Annotated in this window: 23 protein-coding genes and 1 tRNA gene; 6 read left to right on the forward strand and 18 right to left on the reverse strand. The window is 52.5% G+C overall.

What is annotated here, in order from left to right:
- Positions 1 to 13 precede the first annotated feature (13 nt).
- The 9 genes from B5F75_RS02055 to B5F75_RS02095 form a co-directional block, all read right to left on the reverse strand.
- Positions 14 to 721: a coenzyme F420-0:L-glutamate ligase gene (locus B5F75_RS02055; RefSeq protein ID WP_087287164.1), complete on the reverse strand. Its 708-nt coding sequence runs from the start codon at positions 719 to 721 to the stop codon at positions 14 to 16.
- Positions 718 to 1,821, reverse strand: a complete 1,104-nt coding sequence (gene hemW / locus B5F75_RS02060; protein WP_087287167.1) for a radical SAM family heme chaperone HemW — start codon at positions 1,819 to 1,821, stop codon at positions 718 to 720. Before hemW ends, B5F75_RS02055 begins: the two co-directional genes overlap by 4 nt.
- Entirely contained in the window at positions 1,821 to 2,939 is a 1,119-nt protein-coding gene (gene prfB, locus B5F75_RS02065) for a peptide chain release factor 2 (RefSeq protein ID WP_087287171.1), read from the reverse strand. Before prfB ends, hemW begins: the two co-directional genes overlap by 1 nt.
- Positions 2,932 to 4,563 carry an apolipoprotein N-acyltransferase gene (gene lnt, locus B5F75_RS02070; protein ID WP_158093747.1) on the reverse strand — a complete coding sequence of 544 codons (1,632 nt, stop codon included), beginning with the start codon at positions 4,561 to 4,563 and terminating at the stop codon, positions 2,932 to 2,934. Before lnt ends, prfB begins: the two co-directional genes overlap by 8 nt.
- Positions 4,564 to 4,568: 5 nt before the next feature.
- Positions 4,569 to 5,000 carry a hypothetical protein gene (locus tag B5F75_RS02075; RefSeq protein ID WP_087287176.1) on the reverse strand — a complete coding sequence of 144 codons (432 nt, stop codon included), beginning with the start codon at positions 4,998 to 5,000 and terminating at the stop codon, positions 4,569 to 4,571.
- The gene (gene secA / locus B5F75_RS02080) at positions 4,997 to 7,591 is read right to left on the reverse strand and encodes a preprotein translocase subunit SecA (protein ID WP_087287181.1); all 2,595 of its coding nucleotides are present in this window, start codon (positions 7,589 to 7,591) and stop codon (positions 4,997 to 4,999) included. Before secA ends, B5F75_RS02075 begins: the two co-directional genes overlap by 4 nt.
- 77 nt (positions 7,592 to 7,668) lie before the next feature.
- On the reverse strand, positions 7,669 to 8,394 hold the full coding sequence (locus tag B5F75_RS02085; RefSeq protein ID WP_087287185.1) for a hypothetical protein: 726 nt from the start codon (positions 8,392 to 8,394) through the stop codon (positions 7,669 to 7,671).
- 121 nt (positions 8,395 to 8,515) lie between these two features.
- Complete coding sequence (locus B5F75_RS02090) at positions 8,516 to 8,986, reverse strand: hypothetical protein (protein ID WP_087287188.1); 471 nt, start codon at positions 8,984 to 8,986, stop codon at positions 8,516 to 8,518.
- Between the two features lie 144 nt (positions 8,987 to 9,130).
- The gene (locus B5F75_RS02095) at positions 9,131 to 9,598 is read right to left on the reverse strand and encodes an SH3 domain-containing protein (RefSeq protein WP_087287191.1); all 468 of its coding nucleotides are present in this window, start codon (positions 9,596 to 9,598) and stop codon (positions 9,131 to 9,133) included.
- Between the two features lie 154 nt (positions 9,599 to 9,752).
- On the opposite strand from B5F75_RS02095, the gene B5F75_RS02100 reads away from it, so the two are divergent.
- Positions 9,753 to 9,977 carry a NifU family protein gene (locus B5F75_RS02100; protein WP_087287194.1) on the forward strand — a complete coding sequence of 75 codons (225 nt, stop codon included), beginning with the start codon at positions 9,753 to 9,755 and terminating at the stop codon, positions 9,975 to 9,977.
- Position 9,978: 1 nt separating this feature from the next.
- A complete protein-coding gene (locus B5F75_RS02105) occupies positions 9,979 to 10,794 on the forward strand; it encodes a PHP domain-containing protein (protein ID WP_087287197.1) in 816 nt (271 codons plus the stop codon).
- 99 nt (positions 10,795 to 10,893) lie between these two features.
- Here B5F75_RS02105 and B5F75_RS02110 read toward each other — a convergent pair whose 3' ends face one another.
- Both B5F75_RS02110 and coaD read right to left on the reverse strand, forming a co-directional pair.
- On the reverse strand, positions 10,894 to 14,700 hold the full coding sequence (locus tag B5F75_RS02110; RefSeq protein ID WP_087287200.1) for an MFS transporter: 3,807 nt from the start codon (positions 14,698 to 14,700) through the stop codon (positions 10,894 to 10,896).
- A 433-nt stretch (positions 14,701 to 15,133) separates the two neighbouring features.
- Complete coding sequence (gene coaD, locus B5F75_RS02115; RefSeq protein ID WP_087287203.1) at positions 15,134 to 15,616, reverse strand: pantetheine-phosphate adenylyltransferase; 483 nt, start codon at positions 15,614 to 15,616, stop codon at positions 15,134 to 15,136.
- A gap of 53 nt (positions 15,617 to 15,669) precedes the next feature.
- On the opposite strand from coaD, the gene B5F75_RS02120 reads away from it, so the two are divergent.
- The gene (locus B5F75_RS02120; RefSeq protein ID WP_087287207.1) at positions 15,670 to 16,791 is read left to right on the forward strand and encodes an HD domain-containing protein; all 1,122 of its coding nucleotides are present in this window, start codon (positions 15,670 to 15,672) and stop codon (positions 16,789 to 16,791) included.
- A gap of 180 nt (positions 16,792 to 16,971) precedes the next feature.
- Here the strand turns inward: B5F75_RS02120 and B5F75_RS02125 are convergent, their stop codons facing one another.
- The gene (locus tag B5F75_RS02125) at positions 16,972 to 17,649 is read right to left on the reverse strand and encodes a hypothetical protein (protein WP_087287210.1); all 678 of its coding nucleotides are present in this window, start codon (positions 17,647 to 17,649) and stop codon (positions 16,972 to 16,974) included.
- 154 nt (positions 17,650 to 17,803) lie between these two features.
- Positions 17,804 to 18,583 (reverse strand): MBL fold metallo-hydrolase, encoded by a 780-nt coding sequence (locus B5F75_RS02130; protein WP_158093748.1) that lies wholly within the window; start codon positions 18,581 to 18,583, stop codon positions 17,804 to 17,806.
- 112 nt (positions 18,584 to 18,695) lie between these two features.
- Between B5F75_RS02130 and B5F75_RS02135 the strand changes: the two genes are divergently transcribed.
- Positions 18,696 to 19,079, forward strand: a complete 384-nt coding sequence (locus B5F75_RS02135) for a winged helix-turn-helix transcriptional regulator (protein WP_087287585.1) — start codon at positions 18,696 to 18,698, stop codon at positions 19,077 to 19,079.
- Between the two features lie 31 nt (positions 19,080 to 19,110).
- Here the strand turns inward: B5F75_RS02135 and B5F75_RS02140 are convergent.
- Positions 19,111 to 19,184: transfer RNA gene (locus tag B5F75_RS02140), tRNA-Gly, on the reverse strand.
- 58 nt (positions 19,185 to 19,242) lie between these two features.
- Positions 19,243 to 20,160 carry a hypothetical protein gene (locus tag B5F75_RS02145; protein WP_087287216.1) on the reverse strand — a complete coding sequence of 306 codons (918 nt, stop codon included), beginning with the start codon at positions 20,158 to 20,160 and terminating at the stop codon, positions 19,243 to 19,245.
- A 61-nt stretch (positions 20,161 to 20,221) separates the two neighbouring features.
- On the opposite strand from B5F75_RS02145, the gene B5F75_RS02150 reads away from it, so the two are divergent.
- A complete protein-coding gene (locus B5F75_RS02150) occupies positions 20,222 to 20,638 on the forward strand; it encodes a secondary thiamine-phosphate synthase enzyme YjbQ (RefSeq protein WP_087287219.1) in 417 nt (138 codons plus the stop codon).
- 1 nt (position 20,639) lies between these two features.
- Positions 20,640 to 21,026: an acyl-CoA thioesterase gene (locus B5F75_RS02155; protein ID WP_087287221.1), complete on the forward strand. Its 387-nt coding sequence runs from the start codon at positions 20,640 to 20,642 to the stop codon at positions 21,024 to 21,026.
- Between the two features lie 75 nt (positions 21,027 to 21,101).
- Here B5F75_RS02155 and B5F75_RS02160 read toward each other — a convergent pair whose 3' ends face one another.
- Genes B5F75_RS02160 through pheS form a run of 3 tightly spaced genes read right to left on the reverse strand, consistent with a single transcriptional unit; the run spans position 21,102 to position 24,800 of the window.
- On the reverse strand, positions 21,102 to 21,362 hold the full coding sequence (locus B5F75_RS02160) for a hypothetical protein (RefSeq protein WP_087287224.1): 261 nt from the start codon (positions 21,360 to 21,362) through the stop codon (positions 21,102 to 21,104).
- Position 21,363: 1 nt separating this feature from the next.
- On the reverse strand, positions 21,364 to 23,748 hold the full coding sequence (pheT, locus tag B5F75_RS02165) for a phenylalanine--tRNA ligase subunit beta (RefSeq protein ID WP_087287227.1): 2,385 nt from the start codon (positions 23,746 to 23,748) through the stop codon (positions 21,364 to 21,366).
- A gap of 11 nt (positions 23,749 to 23,759) precedes the next feature.
- Positions 23,760 to 24,800 (reverse strand): phenylalanine--tRNA ligase subunit alpha, encoded by a 1,041-nt coding sequence (pheS, locus tag B5F75_RS02170; protein ID WP_087287228.1) that lies wholly within the window; start codon positions 24,798 to 24,800, stop codon positions 23,760 to 23,762.
- Positions 24,801 to 24,910: the final 110 nt, after the last annotated feature.

The following is a 24,910-nucleotide window of genomic DNA, read 5'->3' on the forward strand; positions in this document are numbered from 1 at the left end:
CATAAGGCTCCTTTTATTTGATTAATTTGACCGCCTTTAACAGCGGCGTATACAAATCGTTCTGCGGCGGATATTTGATTTCCGCCGGGTTGGTACCATCCACGAAAGCAACGGGGGCCCCTTCCGCCAGGCACAGCGGCTGTTGTTCGGCGGCTTCCCCCATGGCAAGCGCGCAGGCCGCCGCCAGCGAATCGGCCGCGTCCACCAGCGTTACTTCCAACTTTTTTCCGAAGATATCTTCTCTCCCGCGCAAATCTTTCACGCCTTCAAACCCGCTGTACGCCACCGCCGCGCCGATAATGCCCGCCCGCAGGGGAAGAATCATACTGTCCGTGATAATTACCCCCAAGTCCTGCACGTTCCATTTTTGCCGCAAAGCCGTCCGCAGGTCTTGGGCGCAGGCATAGCAGTCCGGCGGCAGCAGAATCAATTTCCCGTCTGCGTTGGATTCATCAATCCCGGCGTTGGTCATAATCATACCGTCTTTAATCGTCAGCCACGCAAGCGGCGTTTGCAAGGCGGCTTGGCTTTCCCGCCGGATCAGTTCTTCCTTTTGTGTGCGGCCCGTGTAGGGAACTGTTTTCCCTTTCCACAAAGCAACCAGCTTGGAGGATACCGTTAAAACGGTTTTTTCCGGCACCAAAACGATGTGCTCGGCAATAAAAGCGGGCAAATCTTCCTTTTCTTTAAATATACGCGTATGAACGGGAGTAATCTTCATAGTTCTTCAAACGGCGCTACAAAACTGCAAAAAACTTCATTGGCCAAAAACAAGCCTTCAAAAGATAATTTTACTTTTTTTCCCGCCCGTTCCAACAGGCCGCTTTGCAAATGCTTTTGAATTTCTTTTCCGAACATTTTTTCTTGCCGCGGGGTCAGCTCCACGCCGTCTAACTTGCGAAAGGCCAACATCAGTGTTTCGCCTTCTTTGACCTTGCCGGTTAGTTTTTCGCGAAACACCACCGGGCTTTCGCCCGCCGTCATCCGGCGGATATACTCCTGCACGTCCGGCGTGTTCTGCCGGCGCTCTCCCCCCCAGTATGACGCCGCCGCACTGCCAAGCCCGATGTAGGGCCCGTTGTCCCAGTAGTGCGTATTGTGCTTGGCTTCCCTCCCGGGCAGGGCAAAATTGGAAATTTCGTAATGGTGATACCCCGCGGCCTGCAAACGCAGGTGCGTTTCCTCCAGCATGCGGCGCATCAGCAGTTGGTCGCACACGACACCGCGGGCAAAAAAGGGCGTTCCTTCTTCTATCTGCAGGCCATACACGGAAATATGCTCCGGCCGCAGGGCAATCAATTTGGAAAGCCCCTCTAAAAAGCTTTCCAGCCCCTGCCCCGGTACGCCGGCAATCAGGTCTACATTGATGTTTTCAAACCCGCCCGCGCGGGCCGCCCGGTAAGCGTTTAAAAAAGTTTTTACGTCGTGCACGCGGCCCAAGGTTTTAAGCTCTTGGTCACAAAAGCTTTGCAGGCCGATGCTCAGGCGGTTAAACCCCGCCCCGCGAAGCAGGGCGATTTTGCCGGGAGTTAAACTTTCGGGGTTGGCTTCCGCCGTGCTTTCCGAAAAACGCCCGATGGCGCCAAAATTATCCGTCAGCACTTGGCACAGCCGCTCCAGCTCCTGCTCCGTCAACAGGCTTGGCGTGCCGCCGCCCACATACAGTGTGTCAAACGTTTTAACGGGCGTTTGCGCCGCCTCGCGCGCCAGCGCCGCCAGATAAGCGGGAATCTGTTTTTCGCGCCCGGCAAACGAAGCAAAATCGCAATAATTGCATTTTTGCCTGCAAAACGGAAGGTGAATATACAAACCGGTAGGCATTATTTTTTGTGTTCGGCTTCGTAGTTTAAGAAAGCAAAAATAAACGGGTCTAAATCGCCGTCCATCACGGCGTTGATTTGCGACGTTTCGTACCCGCTTCGCAGGTCTTTTACCAACTGGTACGGCATAAATACGTAGGAGCGGATTTGATGCCCCCAGGCGATTTCGCCTTTTTGGCCGTAGCGTTTTTCGGCTTCGCTGCGTTTTTTGTCCATTTCCATTTCGTACAGGCGGGCTTTGAGCATTTTCATAGCCGTCTGGCGGTTTTGCAGCTGGCTGCGTTCAATGCGGCAAGAAACCACAATTCCCGTGGGGATGTGCAGCAGGCGCACGGCCGATTCCACCTTGTTTACGTTTTGCCCGCCGTGGCCGCCCGCGCGGGAGGTTTCCAGCTGGATGTCTTTTTCGGGAATTTCAATGTTGATGTTTTCGTCAATATCGGGAAGCACGTCGCACGAGGCAAACGAAGTATGCCGCCGGGCGTTTGCGTCAAACGGGGAAACCCGCACCAGCCGGTGCACCCCGTTTTCTCCTTTCAAATAGCCGTAGGCATAGGGGCCTTCCACCATGGCGCTTAAGGTTTTGATGCCGGCTTCGTCGCCGGGCTGCGTGTCCAGTACGGAAAATTTAAACCCGTGCTGTTCGGCCCAGCGCGTGTACATGCGCGCCAGCATTTGCGCCCAGTCGCACGATTCCGTGCCGCCCGCGCCGGCGTGAATGGTTAAAATGGCGTTTAATTTATCGTTCGGCTCCGAAAGGCGGATCTCGCCTTCTTTCTGAGCCACCTGTTTTTCGGTTTCCTGCAGTGAAGCGTTTAGCGCCAGCAGTTCTTTTTCATCCTGCATTTCTTTGCACAAGTCAAACCAGGTGCGGTCGTCTTCTATTTTTTTGCCGAGCGAGCGGAATGTGTCAATGGAATTTTTTAAAAAATCAATTTGCCGGCTTACTTCTTTGGCTTTTTTGGTGTCGTTCCAGAACGAAGGATCGGCCGACTGTTGCTGCAAGGCGGCCAATTCTTTTTGTTTGCCGGGGATGTCGTCAATGGATTCTATTTTGGCAACCCGCGCCGCCAATTCTTCCAATTTTTGTTCTACGTCTTTAAATTCAATGTTATTCATAACTAAAAACCACCGTGGAAATCAACAAGGTTGCAAACAACGCCGCGCACAGCCAGGCAAACCAATCGCCCCATTGGGTATAAAAATTTTTTTGCTCGTTTAAAGCCAGCGGAATGGAGGCCTGTAAAATTTCCTGCGTAAATAAACGCGACTGTTTTTCAATCCGTCCGAACGGATCAATAACGGCCGAAAAGCCGGTGTTGGCCGCACGCAAAACAGGGCGGCCGGTTTCTACGGCGCGCAGTACATTTACCGCCAAATGCTGGTAAGGGGCAGCCGTATCAAAAAACCAAGCGTCGTTGGTTACGTTAATAAACAGTTTTGCGCCCTGCCGGTTTTGCGAAAGCCACAGCTGCGGATAGATGGACTCGTAACAAATGGTTTCCCCTACGGCCACGCCGCCCAAATCCAGCGGCTTCTGCCCGCGCGCACCCGGCGTGAAAGAGCCCAACTCGCCCAATACGGCCACGTCCTTAAAAATACGGTGCACCAGCCCTTCCAACGGAATATATTCCCCAAAAGGCACCAGTTTGGTTTTGCGGTAAGACTGCAGTTTTTCCGACTGCGGCGCCAGCAAATAAGCGCCGACATATTGCTTGCCGTCTTCCTCCACATTGGAGCCGATAAATTGGTAGGCGTCTGTCTTGGCGGCAATCTCTTTAAAAAGAGTCCAATACGGCTCTTCCGTCAGCGCACCGGGCACGGCGCTTTCCGGCCACACCATCAGCCGAACGCCTTTTCCTTCCAGCGCCATCCCCTGCGCCTGAAGCGTCTGCAAAATTTCAGCTTCGTATTGCGGGCTCCATTTTTTGTATTGGTCTATATTGGGCTGCAAGAGCGCGGTGCTTAAACTCAATAGCGGCTTAAACGGCCTTTTTTGAGAAGCGTCCGGCAGCGTATAATGCCCATACGTATACGCCGCTAAAAAAACCACCGCGGCCGCAACCATATGCCATACGCCGTCTTTTACGCCTTTGGTGGCAAAGGCCCAGCCCAAGCTGGCCCCCGTAAACGCCACAATAAAGCTAATGCCGTACACCCCCGTAAAAGCCGCCAGCTGCAGCATTTCCGGCGCGTTCCATTGGGTATACCCCAACATAATCCACGGAAACCCCAGCCCATAAAACGCCAAGGTTTGGTGCAGCCACTCCAGCGTGACAAACCCGCACGCCGCCAGCAACGGGAAAAAGGGCCCTGTTTTCTTTAAAAAATAGCAGCTCCCGCCAAAGAGCGCAAACTGCACGGCCAGCAGCCCGCTAAGGCCCAGCCACGCCGCCAAGGAGAGGCCCTGCGAAAGCCCGCCCCCGTGTAAGCAGGTGTAATAAATCCAGTAAAAAATACCGGCATTGAATAAAAACGCCGTCAGCCAGCCGTATAAAAAAGAAGACCAAAACCCTTTGGTTTTGGTCACACCCCAAATAAAAGGTGCCAAGGCAAACCACGCCAATGCATGGCGCGACACGCTGGGATAGCTTTGGTATACCAGCCACGCCGTGGCCCCGGCACAAAGCAATAAAAACAGATAGCGCCCCAGCACAGAAAAGCTGTTTTTAAAGAAAATGCTCCAGCGATTTTGCGCCAAAAATGCATCTTGTTCGGCGATGGTTTGTCTAAATCCGCGCATAAATATCAGTACGAAATCCGGCAGACGTTGTCTTGGCAAACGGCTTGGGCCGACGGACTGCATTCCCGTTCCGTAGAAGGAGCGCCTTCCGGGCAAGCCTTGGTTACCAGGCTGGACTGGAATTTATTAAAATCCAGCGTGTAAGCCGCATTAATGGCCGTAACCCCTTCCGGCCCGACCAAACAGCCGCACGGGTCTTTATCTACAATAATGCAATCTTCGTTTACGCTGCAGCTGACCATGCGCCGCATGGCCGCCTGCGCGGCAGATTCTTCGGCCTCTTTTTGCGCTTTGGCTTCTTTGGCCGCCAGTTTGGCCGCATCCAGCACCGGCACAGACACTTCTATCGGGTTATCCTTGCTTAAAAACACGGGAATCGTTCCCAGCGCCGCCAAGGCGCAGACCAGCAAGATAGCTTCTCTTATTTTCAATTTCATAAATTAGCTCCGCAGCATTTTTTGTATTTTTTACCGCTCCCGCACGGGCACGGGTCATTGCGCCCGATATGTTTGGACACGGGGGCGGCGTTTTTGTTCGGGTTTTTGGCCGCCGCCTGCTGGGCCCGTTCCGCCGCCGTGCGGCGGGGCGGCAATTGCAGACGGAAAATATAGCTGACCATCAAATCCCGCACGCGGTTGAGCATGGAAGAGTAGAGCTTGTAGGACTCTTTTTGGTACTCAATCAGCGGGTCTTTCTGCGCATAGCCGCGCAGGCTTACGCTGTTTTGCAGCTGATCCAGTTCATACAAGTTCTGTTTCCAAGCGTTATCAATAATTTGCAGCAACAGCATCCGCTCAATCTCGGAAAAATTAATGCCTTGCTCCGTAAAGTACAGCACGCGGGCGTGGTACAAGTCTTTTACCTGCGCCATAATTTCATCCACCAGCTGGTCGTGGGATTTGCGCCCCACGTTTTCGGCCGTAAAGTGAAAATCGCCGGGGAAGAAATTGCGCAAGTTAATGTTTAGCGCTTCAAAATCACTGCGCTGCAAATGGGCCGGCTGATAATACTGTTCCACCAATTCGTCCACGATTTCTTCCATCATCTGCATGGACTTTTCGGTCATGTTCTCGCCGTCCAAAATAGCGTTTCTGAGCCCGTAAATGGCGGTGCGTTGTTGGTTCATCACTTTATCGTAATCCAACAGCTGTTTGCGGATGTCAAAGTTGCGGCCTTCCACCATGCGCTGGGCGCCTTCAATCTGCCGCGTCATCAGGCGCGATTCAATGGCTTCGCCCTCTTTCATGCCCATCGTGCTGAGCACGGAAGCGATTTTGGTGGTGTTGGCAAACAGACGCATGAGTTCATCATCCAGCGAAATATAAAACCGCGAACAGCCCGGGTCGCCCTGGCGCGCGCAGCGGCCGCGCAGCTGGTTATCAATACGGCGCGACTCGTGACGCTCGCTGCCGATGACGTGCAGCCCGCCTAAAGCGACTACTTGTTTCTGCTCTTCCGGGTCGGCCGGGTTGCCGCCCAGTACAATATCCGTTCCGCGCCCGGCCATGTTGGTGGCAATGGTTACCGCGCCTTTGCGCCCGGCCTGGCTGATGATTTGGGCTTCCATTTCGTGGTACTTGGCGTTTAACACTTTGTGCGGAATGCCTTTGGCGCGAAGCATATGGCTGAGCTTTTCCGATTTTTCAATGGAGCGCGTGCCCACCAGCACGGGCGCGCCCTGTTTCCATAAGCTTTCCACTTCGTCCACAATGGCGTTAAATTTTTCCCGCTCGGTCAAATACACCAAATCCGGGTAGTCAATGCGTTTAGAAGGTTTATTGGGGCGGATTTCCACTACGTCCAACTTGTAAATTTGCCAGAATTCGTTGGCTTCCGTCATGGCGGTACCCGTCATGCCGGACAGTTTTTTATATAGTTTGAAGAAATTCTGAAACGTAATCGTGGCCAAGGTCTGGTTTTCTTCCTTGATGGGAAGGCCTTCTTTGGCTTCTACCGCCTGGTGCAGGCCGTCGCTCCAGCGGCGCCCCGGCATCAAGCGGCCGGTAAATTCGTCCACAATAATCACTTCGCCGTCTTTGACGACGTAATCCACATCCCGTTCGTACAAGTGGTGCGCCCGCAGCGCTTGGTTGATGTGGTGCACCCACTCCGATTCCACGTCGTTATACAAGTTGGGCACGTTTAAAAACTTTTCGGCCTTGGCAATCCCCGTGTCCGTAAGCGTGGCGGTGTGGGCTTTTTCGTCGATAATGGCGTCCACGCCTTCATCTAATTTGATGCCTTCGTATTTGGCTTTTACTTCGTCTTTTTCCGTAATCATACGGACTTTCAACGAAGGAATCAGACGGTTGACGATGTAATACTTATCGGTGCTTTGTTCCGATGGGCCGGAAATAATCAGCGGGGTGCGGGCCTCGTCAATTAAAATAGAGTCCACTTCGTCTACGATACAATAGTTCAGCGGGCGCAGCACGCGGTCGGCCCGGTTGATGACCATGTTGTCGCGCAGGTAGTCAAACCCCAATTCGTTGTTGGTAACGTAGGTAATGTCTTTGGCGTACATCTCGCGGCGCTCGGTACTGTCCATATCGTGGTTGATATACCCCACACTGAGGCCTAAAAATTCGTGAATGGGGCCCATCCATTGGCGGTCGCGGCGGGCCAAGTAATCGTTTACCGTCACCACATGCACGCCTTTGCCCGTCAGCGCGTTTAAGTAAGAAGGAAGCACCGCCACCAGGGTTTTCCCTTCCCCAGTGCCCATTTCGGCAATTTTCCCTTGATGCAGCACAATGCCGCCCAACAACTGCACGTCGTACGGGCGCAGCCCGATCACGCGCTGGGCCGCCAAGCGCACCACGGCAAAAGCCTCCGGCAACAATTGGTCTAAGGTTTCGCCTTTGGCCAAGCGGTCTTTAAATTCCTGTGTTTTGGCTTTTAACTGTTCATCCGTCAGCTTCTCAAAGGCGGCGGTGAATTTGTTGGCGTCGTCTACGTAATGTTGGATTTTTTTGAGGTCGCGTTCGCTTTTGGTTCCAAAAATTTTATCAATAATCGTCTTTAGCATATATGTTCCTTGTTCCTTGGATTAAAATGTAGTTTTTCTGATACGGCGCGGAACGCTCCGAAGCGGAGCGGAACATATTATTTGGCGACGGGCTTTTTGTTTTTGGTTTTGATTTGCAGATTAGGCGTTTGAAGGGGCTGTTCTGCCTCGGCTTGGGCTTGCGCCGCGCGCACGGCTTGCAGCTGTTCGGATAAGCTTTGATCCGCTTGCGCGATATAGGCATCCACCGAAGCGATAATTTGCTCTCCGATATTTTCCTGAAGGGCCGCGCTTTCCCGCTGGAGGGCCGCCTGGCGCGAGCGTAAAGCGTTTTCTTTTTCCGCGCGTTCCTCGTCGGAAAGGGTTTTGTCTTTCCGCAGGGCTTTTAACTGCGCTTGCACCTCTTGCAGTTCGTACTCCCGCAGCTGAACGGTTACCGCCCAGATGTTTTCAAACAAAGGGAACAGCTCTTTGCGAAAACGCAGCGCCGCGGGGGCCAAATTGGCCCCGCTCATGCGGGAAAACACAAAAGCTTCTTCGTACACCGAGGTGGCATACTGCAGGCGGATGGAATTATCAAAATTGCGGGCCACCGCAATTAATTCGTAGCGGTTCTGCTCCGTTTGCGGGGAGGTATACGCGGCAAGAAAGCTTTCTAAAATGGCGTTATAGTCGGCATTTTGGCGGGCGTTTTCCAACACGGCAGGGTTGTATTGCGAGAAAATTTCCAACACTTTTTCCCGCGTGTAATTGCCTGTTTCCGCCTGGGCATACAAGGCCGAAGACATCGCCAGCGTAGCTAAAATAAAAAGGCTTCTTTTCATCAAAAATCCTCTGTTCTTCTATTGTGCTATTTCTATAGGCGCTCGTCAAGCCCCGCAAGGGGGCCAGGAAGCCATAAAAAACCCGGGGCCCAAAGACCCCGGGTAAATCGTTCAGAAGGGATTAGCGGGCGGCCGTGCGGAAGAAGTTTCCTTTCACGTTGCGGGCCAACTGCACCCGGCCTAACGTCTTATCCGCCGACACGGTGATATTTTTATCATTGGGTTTAATCATTCTGTCTACGGAACCGAAAATATCCCCTTTCTTTACTACGCCCAATTGCCCGTGATTGTTAATCTGCACTTCCAGCTTTAAAGCTCCGTCCACGCTGGCCGTAAGCAAATCCGCTTCGCCCATCGAAAATTCCAGCGGGAACTTGGGGTTAACTACCCGTTTGATCGCCACGGGCACGTCCGCCTCGTTTTTTACGATAATGGCGCAGGAATTATTGTCCGCCTCCGCCATACGTGCCAACCGTTCCGGAACGGTTACCGTGCCGGAAATGTTAAAACGCCCTTCGCTGACCGTACGAGCTAAGCAAAAAACGCAGGCGATAATGCTGGCAGCCGCAGCTGCAATTAAAATCTTTTTCATACTTATATTTTACCCTTTTGCGCCTCTTTTTGGCAAGGGAGGCGCAATCCCTATATACAGTATATTCTTGCCGGACTGTTTTTCAAGCCCTTGGCGGCAAAAAAAGGGAACCCGAAAGGGTTCCCTTTTCGGTTTACCCAAAACTTATTGTTTAAAGAAACCCCACAGGTTAACGTTGTATACCCAGCCTTCGCATTTGCCGTCTTTGGGGTCGGCCGGGTCGTCTTCTACCTGGATCCAGCTGCCTTTTTTGGAAATGTATTTAAACGGATAGCCTTTTTCCACCGTGCAGACGATGTCCGCGTTGGAAGAGGGGCTCTTGCGCACGTTTAAATCCACCTTGGCAGACATGCCGCCGTTGGGGCTTAAGAGGCTGGCGGAAATCCAGCCGCTGTATCCTTCAAAATCTTTCACCAGCACCCAGCTTTTGTCTTCATTGGTTTTTACCATAATTACCGGAGTGTATCTCCAGGCGTACCATTTGATGGCGCATTTCGTGCCGGCACAGGCGCGGATGTTGGCTCTTTTGGCATTCACGCTGGCATATTTCTGGGCAAAAACGGGCGCGCTGACAAGCAGCATAAGCGTGCATAAAGCGATGATTTTCTTCATATACCTTCGTCTCCTCTGCAATAATCCATAAAACTCTACCCCAAAAGTATAGCAATACTGCCCCGAACTTTGCAAGTGTTTTTATGGCTCGCGCGCCCGCCGGCCTGCTTAAAAAGATATAATAAAAAGTAGTTTATCCCTTTTTGGAGTGTTTATGAAAGAACAAGTACAAGACGTTGTAAACCAAATCCGCCCGATTTTGCAAGCCGACGGCGGCGATATTGAACTGATCGGCGTAGATGAAAAAACCGGCATTGTTACCGTAGGGCTGCGCGGCCGCTGCGGCGGCTGCCCGCACGCGCAGATGACGCTGCAAGCCGTAGTGGAAAAGAAGATTAAAGAACTTGTCCCCGGCGTAACGGCAGTGGAACGCGTCTAATATGCCCAAGGTGGATTTGCACACCCATTCCAATTTTTCGGACGGCACCAGCACGCCGGAGGAAGTGGTCTTAAGCGCCCTGAAAACGGGTATTACCGTTTACGCGCTGACCGACCATGACACTACCGACGGCGTGCGCCGGGCCGCGGCCGTGTGCAAAGAACACCGTATTTTATTCACGCCCGGCGTAGAAATCAGCACCCGGGAGCATGACCACCTGCACTTTACCGGATATAATTTGGATTTGGACAATGCAGACTTCCAGGCCTTTCTGGCGCAAAACCGCCACAACCGCCAAGAGCGCATCCGCCAAATCATCCGCCAGCTGCAGCAGGCGGGAGTGGATATTACCGAGCAGGATGTTTTTTCCCGCGCGCCCAATACCGTTTCCCGCGCGCACGTGGCGGACGCCTTAAAAGCCAAAAAAATCGTATCTTCCCGCCAAGAAGGTTTCCGTAAATACCTGGTGCCGGGCCAGCCGGGCTATGTGCCTTCGGCCGGCGTGACGGCCATTGAAGCCATTCAGCACATCAAGCGGGCGGGCGGCATAGCCGTCATTGCACATCCCGGCATTGTAGCCGAGCATTGGAACTTCCCCGCCTGGACGGAAGCCGGGTTGGACGGGGTGGAAGTCTTTTATCCCGCCCATACTTTTACGATGCGCCAAGACTTGCTGGCCATCGCCCGCAAATACGGCCTGTTGGCCACGGCCGGATCGGATTATCACGGCCCGCAGGGCGGGCGCAACAGCACGCCCGGCATGCAAATTCCGCAGTCCCACTACGATAAACTGCTGCGAAAATTATTCAACCGCTAATTTCCCCGTTCGTAACGCCCCTGCAGATATCCTTTTCTTTTTAGTTATGCATAAAAAAGCCCCGGCCGTAACCGGGGCTTTTTAAATGGAATGTATTTTTTACTGGGCCGGGGCGGCATCGTCCAAATTCCCCGCGGGAGGGTTCTTGCCGCCGCGTTTAAAAAGTTTCTTTACGCCCTTCCACAACCGTTTCGCTTCGTACTTCAACTCTTTTACGATCGTGGAGTTTTTCGTCATGCCCGGCGTCAGCACCAAGCTGGCCCCCAACGCCGCCCCCGCATACAACAGGGAGGACGCGTCAAACCCGGTCATCGAGGCCAAATAGCCGGCCGGAATAGCGCCTAACCCGCCCAGCGCCATCGTCAGCGCCAGAATAGAGGAGAGCTCGCGGTTCTGCTTCGGATATTTATTCATAATGTAATCATACATTTGGGTAAAGAAGTTTCCCACCCCAAAGCTGGCTACCGCTGCGCCCGTGATCATCTGCGCCACGCTGTCCCCGGCCGTGGCCATGACCAGCGTGCCCAAGGCAGAGAGCGCCGAGCAGAAGATGTACATGCTGTCTGCACTGATCCGGCGGCTGATGATATTGCCGCCCAAACGGCCGGCAATCAGCGGTACATACAGCGAGCACGCAATCAGGAAGTTGGCCAGTTCGCCCTGGTTAATTAATTGCTTCATCACGCTGGCGAACGAGCTGGAGATGACGAACTCGTGCACCGTGGCAAGCGTCATGGCGGAGGACAAGGCCAGCACGCCCGGCGCTTTTAACATTTTTAAGATGTTGCCCAGCGTATTTTCCTGCACCGCCAAGGAATGTTTAATCTGCCCGGTAATTTCTTTGACGCGGGCCGGATCCATGGCATATTCATTGGAAAGTTTGTTTTCTAATTTTTGCAGGAAGTTTTTCTTTTCTTTGGCGTACAAATCGGCTTTTTTCTGGCCCGGATTTAATTTCACGTCGGCAAAGACCAACGCGTCCAGCGCGTCTTTAAAGGCGCGGGCGGCGTCGTCAATTTGCGTAGACGAAATTTTGCCTTTGACGCCGGCCAAGGCTTTTGCGCCCGAATGCAGGGCCAATTCCAAATTCTTTTTGCTCTGTTCCAAATTCTTGGCGGAATACGCGTCGCGCAGTTTGGCGCGCCACACTTTCCAGGCCACCACCCCGCTGTATACCGCATAAATCGGGAAGCTGATGGAGTAGTCAATTCCCAAATCCACCCCGGTCGCCAGCAGGATTCCGTGGTTAATTAAGTACGGCGAAGCCAAGAAGGCCAACGTACCCACGTTTTTATAAACGAAGCTCAAGTTGTACAGCACAACGTCTTTTAAACTGACTTCGGACTTCTTGGTAAAGAATTCTTTTAACCGCAGTCCCATTTGAGCAAAACCGTGTTTTTGTTCGGCCGTGAATTCCGTTTCGGAGGCTTTGACCGCTTCCTTGGCGTCATTTAAAATCACTTCGCCGCGGTTGGCGCGGATGAGCATGTTGGAAACCAGCTGTTTTAAAATGCTCGAACCGCTCATCAAAAACAAGGCCGTAATGAACAGCCCTTTGGAAACCGGCCCCAGCGTCAGTCCTTCTACAAAACCGTAGAAACCGCCGGCACTGGCCAACACCCCCGCCGCGGAGGACATCGCCAACGAAAGCACCATCAGTTTCTTTTCCCCGTATTTCTTTAAAACAGGAGTCAGCAAAGAAGCCAAGCCCGGCAAAATGTAGTTAATCGTAAACATCATGCTGTTTGCCGCGCTTACTTCCATCCCCAAAGAGCCGTTGACCATCGGCCCCATGGTTTTGCCGAGGCTAACGTTGGTCAGCGAAGCATCCCGCATAATCAGGTCGGCACGGTTGCGGGTCGGATGCACCGACACATTAAAAGAGGTCGGGCTAAAACGCAGTACTTCTACAAAATTGGCAATTTGATTTTTGGGCAGGCGCACATAAAAGCCTTTCAAGGCCGTCGGCTGTGTGGCACCCGGTTTAAGCAGGCCCAAGGCGCCGTTCTCCATCACCACCATTTTGGCATTTTCCACATAGGCTTTTACCGGCATTTCCACTTCCAAGGGAAGCTCTTTGCCGCTTAAGAAATCATAGACGGGAAGCTTAACCGACTTGTACACCACGTCCGGCGTACTTTCCAGTTTCAGATTGAATTTTTCAATTCCAGTCGCTTGAATTAAATCCGCCAAAGCGCCTACTTGGTTGCGCTGCAAGCGCATATAGAAATGCGCCATGCGCAGGGGTTCCTGCTCTTGGTTGCGCAGCTCCGCCACATAGCCGTGTTTGAAATCCGAATGGGCCGCAAAAGCAATGCGGTTGTACCCTTTTACACGGAAGCGGTTGCTGATTTCCAAATTGACCGGCAGGATTTTTTCTACGCCCTGTTCATCAACCAGCGTCAGCTTAAACCCTTTTTCAGATACCGGGATAAATCCCGTTTCATTGGCGCCCATGACCTCATCGGCCGAGGCCGGCGCTTCCGGAGAGCGCAAATTGCTGAATACTTCGTGAATTTCGGAATCGTCATGCAGGCCGGGCTCTTCGTGCGGGGCACTGGGCAGAGCCGGCTCCTTTTTCCCCCATTTGCCGCGCAGCCAAGAAGCGGCTTTTTTAAACAGTTTGCCGGCTTCAAATACGGGCAGCCCGCTGTATAAGGTGCCAGAGGAAGAGGAAGGCGTGCTTTTGGCAAAGAATTGTACCGTTTTTTGCTGTACTTGAGTGGGAGCCGGGGCGGGTTGTTCGGCTGCCGCCGTACCGCCGGGCAGGGTAATGGGCGAAACATTTAAATCGGCTGCGGGCAGTGCAACTTGCGGCAGGGAAATATCCAACGCCGCCATTGGCTCCGGCGCGGCGGCCTTTTGAGCGGAAGCCGTTTCTGCCGGCGTACCCAGCGAAAGCCATTTATCCGTCGCTTCGGAAGAAGCTTTGGCATTGAGGGCGTTGGGCTGGCAGCCGGCCCGCAGGAAAACGGCTAAAGCGTCGTCTTCCGCACTGGGGGCAACGGCTCCGTCCGCCACGGAAATCTGTACTCCTTTTTCGTGGGCACGGGCGGCTACATCTTTCCAAAACGGGCCTTGCGCTTTGACCAACGCGGCCAATTCCTGCAGTTCTTTATAGGCCCCTTGGCGCAGCAATCCGCGGGCGGCAATGCGCTGCGCCGCGTCTTTAAAAACGGAAGAGGAAGCTTGTTTATAAAAAGCCAACAGGCTCGCCCCGTCCTCCGCTCCGCCTAAAAGCCCTAACGCCGCCGCAGAAGACAGCGCCTGCTGGCTTTGGCTGACGATTTGGTAAGAGGGATGTTCCGGGGTGCGGGCAATTTTCAGCAAGGTGTTTAAATCCGCTTGGGGCAGCTGGGCAAAAGCGCCGCCGTTGTTGGCTAAATCCGTGCGGTAAAATTGTACGGCTTGGGCCACTTGGGCTTTGTCCGCCCCGCCTTTTAAAGCAACGGTTACAAATTCATTGCGAAGGAGTCCTTCCCGGAAAGACGGTTTGGGGTAGCTTAAAATACGGCTGGCCAGCCCGTCTGTTTGGCCGGCCGCAACCAAGGCCCGGATCTCTTTGCCGCTGACGGTTAATTGCTGCCGAACCGAGCGGTCTACATTAAGGCGCAGCTGAGAGACATCATAAGAGGGAAGAGGAGATGCAACGGAAACAGACGGAAAAGCGGATTTAGCAGCCGAAGAAACGGGAACCGCCGCCGCATGGGCCGCGGCAGCCGAGACTCCCTTCTGCACCAATTTGCCGGGCAGGGCTTTCCCCGCGGTAACAGCGGCGCTTTTTGCTCCGCTTTGCGTTAAGCCCTTAACTACTTGCCGGCCGGCCGGAACGAGCTGGGCCAGCGACGGAGTAACGCTGCTGACCAACAGACTGATGCTTAAAATGGCTGCTAGTATTTTGTTCATAGAAGATTCCTCTTTGCTCTCTCCTTTAATTATGAGTTAAATAACGACAAAAAAATAGGGCCAAAAGACCTATATTTTTTCGGTTTTTGGCCCTATGTAAAACTGGGACTGACAGACACTGCAAATAAATAGAATAGGAAACGGCTTGAATATTTCTGAAAATCTGGGAAAAACGGGAAGCAAACGGAAAAGGGAAAACGGCAACGGATGCCGCCGTCTGCGGCTTGAGCCGCTGGGGCAAGCACTGGCACGCAAATTGGGTATGATTGCTGCAGTACATTCACAAACTCCTTTTATCCTTCTCCACAGATATTATAATAAACTTATCTATCCCCCCTCAACCGAATAAAAGACCTATTTTTGCTTTAGGCCTTTTGGGTTAGCTGCCGTCGGAGCATAAAAAAGCCCCGGCCAAAACCGGGGCTTTCAAAACTTAAAATCGTTTTTTCCGCTGCAGGGCCTCCGCCACCCCGGGCGGCACCAGCGCACTTACGTCCGCCCCGTAGGAAAAAGCTTCCCGCACCGCCGAGGAACTTAAAAACGCATATTCGGGCCGGCCGGGCAAAAAGACGGTCTCCGCCGAGGCGTAAAATTGTTTATTGTAAAAGGCGTTTACCAACTCATGCTCCAAATCCCCTTCGCCGCGCAGGCCGCGCACCAATACTTTCAGCCCGTTCTTTTTTAAATAGTCCGTCAGCAACCCCTCGGTCGCCTCCACCCGGACGTTTTCCTCCCCTTGCAGGGCTTGGCGCAGCAGTTCCACCCGTTCTTGCGCCGTAAAAAGCGGCCGCTTGCAGGCATTGGGCATCACCAGCACAATCACGGCGCCAAACACGTCCCGTGCGCGGCGGATAATATCCATATGTCCGTTGGTAACGGGGTCAAAACTTCCGGCATATACGGCGGGGGTCAGCATATTTTCTCCTGTCTGTCTTCTATCTGCCTTCTATATTATGGTATCATAATTTTATGATAAAAAATCCGTTCCCCAATGAAATTTATTTGGCCCGCACCCATGCCCATACGCCCGACTTGCGCGATGAGTATTTCCGCGACCAGACCAAAATCATTCATTCGCTCCCGTTTCGACGCCTGAAACACAAAACGCAGGTCTTCTTTGCGCCCAACAACGACCACATCTGCACCCGCATCGAACACGTGCTGCACGTGGCCACTATCGCCGCCACCATTTGCCGCGGCTTAAACAAAAGCGGGAACTGGGAACTGAGCGAAGATATGGCCTATGCCATCGGGCTGGGGCACGATATCGGGCATGCGCCCTTCGGGCACGAAGGGGAACGCGCGATTGACGCCTGCATCCGCCCCAAACGTTTTCTGCACGAGCTCAACAGCTACCGGGTGGTGGAACATCTGGCCAACTACGGGGAAGGATTGAATTTAACGTTTGCCGTCAAAGACGGCATCATCTGCCACTGCGGGGAAGATTTTGCCAACAATAAACTCCGCCCCGCGGACAAGCCCAACGATTTGGAAAAAATTACCGGCCGCAACCAAATGCCTTCCACCTATGAGGGCTGCATTGTGCGCCTGTCGGACAAAATCGCCTACTTGGGCCGGGATATTGAAGACGCCATTAAAGCCGATTTGATTACGACCAACGACATCCCCAAAAACGTGCGGGAAGAAATCGGCACCTCCAACGGGGAAATTATCAACACCCTTACCTTGGATTTAATCAATCATTCCAAGGATAAGGATTTTATCGGATTTTCGGACGACAAGTTTGCCCTACTCTCCCAGCTGCGCACATTCAACTACGAACGCATCTACCACAACGAGCAAATGCGCCAGCGCAAGGAAACCATAGACAAATGTATCCGCGATTTGTTTGACTACTTCCGCACCATTTTTAACCGCTACGGCTTTGATTACGAAGCTTATGCCAAGGAAGGCAAAAACACCGCCAAAAGCTTTGCCAATTACATGAAGTCCATGACCAAGGTCTACCACCAAGATCCCGCCCAGATAGACACGGCCATCGCCGATTATATCGCCGGGATGACCGATTCGTTTGCCTTAAGCGTGATGGAAGACGTGATTTTGCCCAACTCCATTAAATTCTTCAGCTAAAGCGCATCCGAAAATTCGTACGAAACCCTATTTTCGCCGCGCAAACCGTCCGGCGCGGATTTGCCTGTGAGTTGTTGGCAAATTTGCCGCACATACGGCTGTTCCCCGGAAAGACAAAGCCATATAAAAAAGGAACACCTCCGGAGGGGTACCGGAGGTGTGGGGGGGATGAAATCGGTTTTATAAATAGGGCGCGTTATTTTGGAAGAAAGCAATCACTTGCGCCATACCGGGGGCGGAGGCATTATCCCGCGCCGCTTGGGCAATAGTGCGGCCGCTGGCGTCTTTGCTCATTTCCACCACCACAGCAGCTTCCGTTTTGGCCACTTCGGCAATTAAACCGCCTTTGTTTAATTTGGTTTTTACCGTCATCATTTTGTCGTACATATCCGTATACGGAAAAGCAATGCGGAAGGTATCGGCGCGGCCGTAATTAATCTGAGCCTGAACCGGCGTCTCGCCCAGCTGATTGCGCTGGTTCATCATTTGGCGGATTTTGATTTTATAATCGCCGGGATAGAAATCGCGCAGTACGCGGGCCAAGGCCTGAAATGTTTGGGCGTTGCGCGCCACATGAAAAACATTGTTCCCGTTTTTGCCGGTGCGCAGCAGGAAAGAACCGTTGGCCGCGCGTTTACCATAGCGCAAAATCGCGCTTACGTCCCCGTTCTGGGCTGCCGTAAAAACAGGCGTATCGCCAAATTCATTTTCTTTATTCAAATCGGCAGAAGAAAGGGCACGGGTCAGGTATTCGTGCACCAATTGCTGACGGCGTTCCTGGCGAGCATCCCGCGTCGGCGCCGCGTTTACCACCGAAACCATCAAACAAGCGATCAAAATAAAAAGAATGTTTTTCATAATTACCTCTTACTTTAGTATCTCTTTTTCGCCGCAGTTTTACGAGGGTCTTTGGGCCTATTTCAAGCGGAATTTAGACCTATCTTTTTTCTGGGTCTTCACATAAAAAACCGCCTTCCCCGAAGGAAAGGCGGTTACAAACTGTGCCAAGCGTTTAGAAAATCAAGGTTTCTCCATCGGCCGGAATAAGCAGTTTGTCCAAACGGTGCTGCCGGGCAAACGCCGCCAGCTGCGCCCGCGTAACGGACGCATGGCTGACTTCGTCCATATGGCTGGCCACAATCACCGCTTGCGGCGCGGCTAAGGAGGTTTGCTCCACATCCTGTTCGTCCATAATCAGGCGGTCGCCGCTGGCTACGCGCGCCGCACAGGCATTGACTATCACCACCTCCGGCCGGTAGGTGTGCAGGGCTTGCTGTACTTCTTCGCAGAAAATTGTGTCTCCCGCCAAATACAGGGTTTTCTCGCCTTCGGCTTTCATCACAACGCCCATTGCGTCATACGGCATGCCCAGCTGCCGGCACGCAGGTTCCACTTTGGTTCTTTCCCCGTGTTGGCCGCGCGTTTTATGCAATGTAACGCCCCGGAACAACGTTCCCCCCTCGCTTAATACGCTCACGCGCGTAAATCCTTTACCGGCCACATACTTCTGGTCTGCTTCGGACTGGACAAAAAAGGGAATATCTTTTGGCAGGGCTTCTTCTGCATACGCGTCCCAATGATCCGGGTGGACGTGCGTTAAAATCACGGCGTCCGCCTGTGCAACCGTCTGCGCCGGGAACGGAAGATCCGTGCGGGGCTGGCGGATTTCCGGATGGATGGCTCCTTCAAAACCGGGCATATATTCCTTGGGCCCCAGCCAAGGATCCACCAAAAATTTTACGTTAGGGTATTCTATCCACAGGGTAGCATTGCGGATTTGCGTTATTTTCATAGGCTTTCCTCCTGCTTTTATAATAGGTATTTTGTGCAGTTTTAGCAAGAATGTACTTTTTTGTACAATACTTACTTTTTTGTATAATAAGGCGTATAAAAGGACTTCCTCTATGAAAAAGAAAAAGCAAGAATATAAGTGCCCGCTGGAAGCCACCATGGACATTATCGGCGGGAAATACAAAGGAATTATTTTAGGATATTTAATCGGCCGGAAGCTGCGCTACAGCGAACTGCAAAAATTGGTTTCGCAGGCTACGCCCAAAATGCTGATCCAGCAACTGAAGGAATTGGAGGCCGACGGCATGATTGTGCGCAAGCTCTACCCTGTCGTACCGCCCAAAACGGAGTATTCCCTCTCGGCCCGCGGCAAAACGATGATCCCTATTATCAAAGCGCTTAATTTGTGGGGCATACGCTACTTAAAAGAGGAAAGTATTCCCTGTAAATACAACCTGGATGACTTATCCGAAACGGCAAAGAAATTATTCCAATAAAAAACCCGGAACATTGTTCCGGGTTTTTAAATGGAGCGGGCGAAGAGAATCGAACTCTCGTCTCAACCTTGGCAAGGTCGCGTTCTACCATTGAACCACGCCCGCAAAATCAGTTTACCTTCAACACTAAAATTATAACAAATTTTCCGCCGAACGCACAACTCTATTTTTTCTTGGCGGCGGTTTTGCCGGCGGCGGCAGGCTTTCCCGTCGTTTTGGCGGGGGCCGCCGCAGGGCCTAAAATAATGTTGGCGATTTTCTTTAAATACGGGTTTTCGCGCACGGCCGCCTGCACATGGGGGTTTTGCTGGACTTCTTTTAAGTACGGGTTGGCGGCAATGGCCGCGGCGGCCTCCTGCGGCCGGTCGCGGAAGTATTTAACGGCTTTGCTGATGAGTAAATAGCTCATAAAACGGCTGCCCGCCACTCCGCGCACCATTTTTTCGTTTGCCAGTACTTGTTTGACGGTGTCGCTGTCAAAAAATTCTTCCATGGCGGCATTGTCCTTCGTAAAAGCAAGCAGTAATTGCGGATCCTCCAGCAAAGGTGCCACGTCCGGGCGAGCCAAAAAGGCTTGAATCATCGTATCGTTGGAAAGCAAATAGCGCATTAAATCGGGGTCGGAAATGTTGGAAGAGAAGTTGGTGGTCAGCGCCCAGGGAGCGGCGCCGATAACTTCGTAATTATCCGGCGTAAAAGAGCGATAGTTAAACCGACTGATAATGGGCAGGGTGGTACCCAAGTTGCTGACGGCTACGTTGCGGTCTTGCCCTTCGCTTACCTGAATATAGGTAACCCCGGTGTTAGGGTTAAATTCCGTTTCGGCGACAGACAAGCCTTTCACTTGCTCGGGATCCAGCGCCGCTGTTAAATTATCCGCCCGGTTTTGGGCCGAGCTGATTACCAAAAGCGTAACCGCCACCAGCGCCGCCACGCCCAAACCTACCCCCCACAGCAGTTTATCCTGCAGCTTGCGGGCAGGCTCTTGCTGCGGTTTGGTTTGCTGCGGCTGAGCGGCCTTTTTATCCTTGCGGTATTTGGCCGGATTTCGCAACAATTTCATTAATTCTTCTTTTTTCATACGCTTATTGTAACAAATCAAACGGTGCTTTCCACCTTTTATATCAAGTATAATTTATTATATGAAATCTTATACGCAATATCTAACCGTTTGCACCGAAAAACGGTACCAAATCGTCAACATCACCCCCCAGGTGGAAGAAGCCCTGGAAAAAAGCGGCATTCAGGAAGGGTTATGCTTGGTCAACTCCATGCACATCACTTCCAGCGTATTTATTAACGACAACGAACGCGGCCTGCATGCCGATTTTTTGCGCTGGGCCGAGCAACTGGCGCCGTACGGCGTGGATAAATACCAGCATAACCTGACCGGCGAGGACAACGGCGACGCCCATTTAAAACGCACCCTGCTGGGGCGCGAAGTGGTGGTGGCTGTGACCAAAGGGCACCTGGACTTTGGCCCGTGGGAAACCATTTTTTACGGGGAATTTGACGGACAGCGCAACAAACGGATTTTAATTAAAATTATCGGAGAATAATATGCAAAAAACCATCTTTTACCACGATACCGACTGCGGCGGTGTGGTATATTACGCCAATTATTTAAAATTTTTTGAAGAAGCCCGCACCCTGTATATGGCCGAAAAAGGCTTCTCCGTGCCGGCGCTGATGCAGCGCGGGCTGTATTTCGTCGTGGCGCGGCAGGAAGTGGAATACAAATTCCCCGTTCGCTACGGCGACGTGATTGACGTTTCCACCCGGGTGTTGGAAGTGTCCGACATTAAAATCGTGTTTGAAAACATCATCACCAACCAAAACGGACGCCTCTGCACCAAAGGCAAAACCACGTTGGTGTGCGTCAACAGTTCGGGGATGCCTACCCCCATGGGGGCGGACGTAAAAGCCGCCATGGCGCCCGCGGCCTAAAAAGCGGTTTGAAACATATTAAAAACTCGAAACAAAAGTGTTTCGGGTTTTATTGTTCCTGCAAAACAAAAACCGCTAGACGATTTTCTTTTCTTCTTCCTGCGCTTTTGCAATTTCCTTATCCAGCCGGGCGGCCAGCCGTTTGAGAGCCGTTTGCGTGTTGCGTTTCCATTCTTTTACGTCTTTCAGTTCGCTCTCCACGGCTTTCAGCTTTTCTACGCCGTCTTCCAAACTGCGCAGTTTGGCTTTCAGCGCGGTGTTCTCGCCCTGCAGTTCTTTCTGCCGGGCGAGCACCTGCGATACCAAAAGCTCCAGCTGTTTCAGTTTTTCCTGCATATTACCTGAGTTCCGCCCCTACCTGCTCGCGCAGTTGCTGCACAATGCGGTTAAACGCTTCGTCCGTTTCCTTGTCCTTCAGCGTGCGCTGCGGGTTGGAAAACGCCAGCGAAAACGTAACGCTCTTTTTGCCGGCGGGCAAATGCTCACCTTGGTAGAGGTCAATTAAATGATATTCCAGCTGCACGTCCAAGGGCGTTTTGTCCAAGGCGCTCGTAATACTTGCGTAGGAAACGCTTTCATCCAGCACGACGGACAAGTCGCGCAAAGACGGTGGAAACACCGCCACCTCTTTGGCCGGTTTAAAATCCTGCGCCGAGAAGGCTTTTTCAATTAGCTTGGTGGCAAATTCAAACGCCCATACGTCCTGCGTTTTAATATCAAACGCTTTAAGCGTCAGCGGGTGCACTTTGCCAAACACGCCGATTACCTTGCCGTTTAACAAGATGTCCATGCAAATTTTGGGGTGCATATACACCGGCGCCGTTTTAGACGGAAGAAACGCAACCCCTTCCACATCCGCCAAAAGCGCCTGAAGAAGTCCTTTTAACCAGTAAAAATCCACCGGTTTTTCCGCTCCGCCAAAGAACTTTTCTTGCTCCAGCGAGCCCGTCAGCACGCCGGCCACGGCGTAGCCTTCCACCGGGAAACCTTTGATAGATTGGAACGTTTTGGTCGTTTCAAACAGGGCCAAATTGCGGTTTCCAAAGCGCAAATTGCTTTCCACATTCTTTAAAAGCGAAGGCAGCAGCGTCGGGCGCAGGTAATCCCACCCCTGTGCCAGCGCGTTTTTGATTTTAATGCAGTTTTTGGGTTCAACGCCAAACGCCTTGAGTTCCTTTTCTCCCAAAAAGTCTATATTCTTGCATTCGCAGAAACCCGCCCCAATCAGCGCGCGGGCGTATTTTTTGCCCAAGTCAATGCCTTTGGGATTATCGGCAAACGCCAAGCTGGCCTTGGTTTCCGACACCGGAATCATATCGTAGCCGGCAAAGCGGGCGGCTTCTTCGGCCAGATCCCATTTGTGGTTTAAATCGCGGCGATGGGTGGGAGCTTTGAACGTCCACTTTTCCCCGTCCGCGTGGAATTCGGCGGCCAAGCGGCCGAAAATTTCTTTCAGTTTTTCTTCCGGAATCTGCGCCCCTAAAATGGCGTTGATTTCCGCCGGGGTAAACACAACGGTCGGGCTTTCGTAGCGGGAGGGATACACGTCCACCACTTCCGAGGCCGACCCGCCGCACAGTTCCAAAAACAAATCCGTCGCGCGCTGCATGGCCAGCGTAACGCCTTCAATGTCCGTTCCGCGTTCAAAACGTTGGGAGGAATCGGACGAGACGGCAAACTTTTTGACAGTTTTGTTTACCGTCGGCGGATTGAAATAGGCGGCTTCTATAAAAATATCCTGCGTATCGTCTTTAATGCCGCTGTTGAGCCCGCCCATAATGCCGGCCAAAGCGGTGGCTTTGTGAGCATCGGCAATCATCAGGCAGTTGGCGTTTAGCGTAAGTTCCCGCCCGCCCAAGAGCGTAAATTTTTCGCCTTCCTGGGCGTTTCGCACGATGATTTTGCCGCCTTCCACCTCGCGCAAATCAAACGCGTGCAACGGGTGCCCCAGCTCAAACATCACGTAGTTGGTCACGTCCACCAGCGCGTTTTTGGGGTTGAGGCCCATGGCGGCCAGGCGCTGTTTCATCCATTCGGGCGACTGGGTGTTTTTCACGCCGCGGATAATGCGCCCCGTATAGCGCGGGCAGCCTTCGGCGTTTTGAATTTCCACTTCCAGAGCTTTTCCTTCGCCTTTTACGGCTTTTACCGCGGGCAGCTTGACAGGCTTATTAAGAAGCACCCCCAATTCCCGCGCCACGCCCAAGTGGGAAAGCAAGTCCGGCCGGTTGGACGTGATTTCCAAATCAAACAACGAATCCGGCTTTCCGTACAAAGAGGACACGTCCGTCCCCAGCGGCAGATTTTCATCCAGCACCATAATCCCGCGGGCACGGGTTTGCGTCAGGCCCAGTTCGTCGGACGAGCAAATCATCCCTTCCGATTCCACCCCGCGGATAACCGCCGGCTTGAGTACGTTTTTGCCAAGCCGCGCCCCTACGCGGGCCAGCGGCACTTTCTGCCCTACCGCCACGTTCGGCGCCCCGCACACGACGCGCTGGGTTTTCCCGCTGCCCAAGTCCAGCGTTACCAGGTGCAGGTGGTCGGAGTTGGGGTGGTCTTCAATTTTGATAATTTGGGCTACAAAAACGCCCTCAAAATCCGCGCCCGTGGTTTCCACGGAGGCCACTTCAATGCCGACGTCGGTCAGTTTTTTAGACAGTTCTTCGGGAGTTAAATCCAGGTCTATAAAATCTTTCAGCCACGAATAAAGTATCTTCATTTTAAAAATCCTTAAAATTGTTTCAGCACGCGCAAATCGTTTTCATAGAACGTGCGGATGTCTTTGATGTTCAGCATCATCATCGCCAGGCGTTCCACGCCCATACCAAAGGCGTAGCCGCTGTAGACCTCGGGATCAATGCCGCAGTTTCTAAGCACGTTGGGGTGCACAACCCCCGCGCCCAGCATTTCAATCCAGCCGTTTCCTTTGCATACGTTGCAGCCTTTTCCTTGGCAGAATACGCATTTTACGTCTACTTCCACGCTGGGCTCCGTAAACGGGAAGAACGACGGGCGGAAACGAATTTCGGCCTTGTTGCCAAAGAGCCCTTTCATAAATGCGGTCAAATCGCTTTTTAAATCCGCCAGGCTGACGTGCTTGTCCACATACAGTCCTTCAATTTGGTGGAACACGGGGCTGTGGGTAGCGTCCAAGCTGTCGTTTCTGAACACGCGGCCGGGCGCCATAATGCGAAGCGGCGGTTTGTGTTTTTCCATATACCGGCTTTGCACGTTGGAAGTGTGCGTGCGAAGCACAAGCGGCATTTTGCCGTCCACAAAAAACGTATCCTGCGCGTCGCGCGCGGGGTGGTGAAGAGGAATGTTGAGCAAATCAAAATTGTGTTTTTCGTCTTCCACCCACGGCCCTTCCGCCCATTCAAACCCCAGGCGGGAGAGAATGTCCGTCATCCGGTCTTGCGCCACGGAAAGCGGGTGGCGGTGCCCTTTGGCCACGGGGTAGCCGGGAAGGGTCAAGTCCAGATTTACTTTGTTTAATTCATCGTTAATTTCTTTGGCGGCAAAAAATTCGGTTTTTTCGTCAAACGCGGCCGTCAGCGCGGCTTTTAATGCGTTGCCCAGCGGGCCGGCTTCTTTCTTTTCTTCTATGGAAAAATCTTTCAGTCCTTTTAAAAGTTCCGTCAGCGCGCCTTTGCGCCCCAAGGCGGCTACGCGCAATTCTTCCACGGCGGCCAAATCGGCGGCTTGGCCGATTTTGGCTTTGTATTCCTGTTCAATAGTGGAACAAGCGGATTTAAATTCTTGGATAGTCATATATTTTAATTATAGTATTTTTAGGCGCCCGTATAGGGGATTTTTCCCATTTTTTGGGCTTTTTTGCCACTTTTTGTGCGGGCCGCCCCTAAAAATGCACAACCCCCGGC

The sequence above is a fragment of the Elusimicrobium sp. An273 genome (genome assembly GCF_002159705.1).
Taxonomy (GTDB): Bacteria; Elusimicrobiota; Elusimicrobia; order Elusimicrobiales; family Elusimicrobiaceae; genus Avelusimicrobium; species Avelusimicrobium gallicola.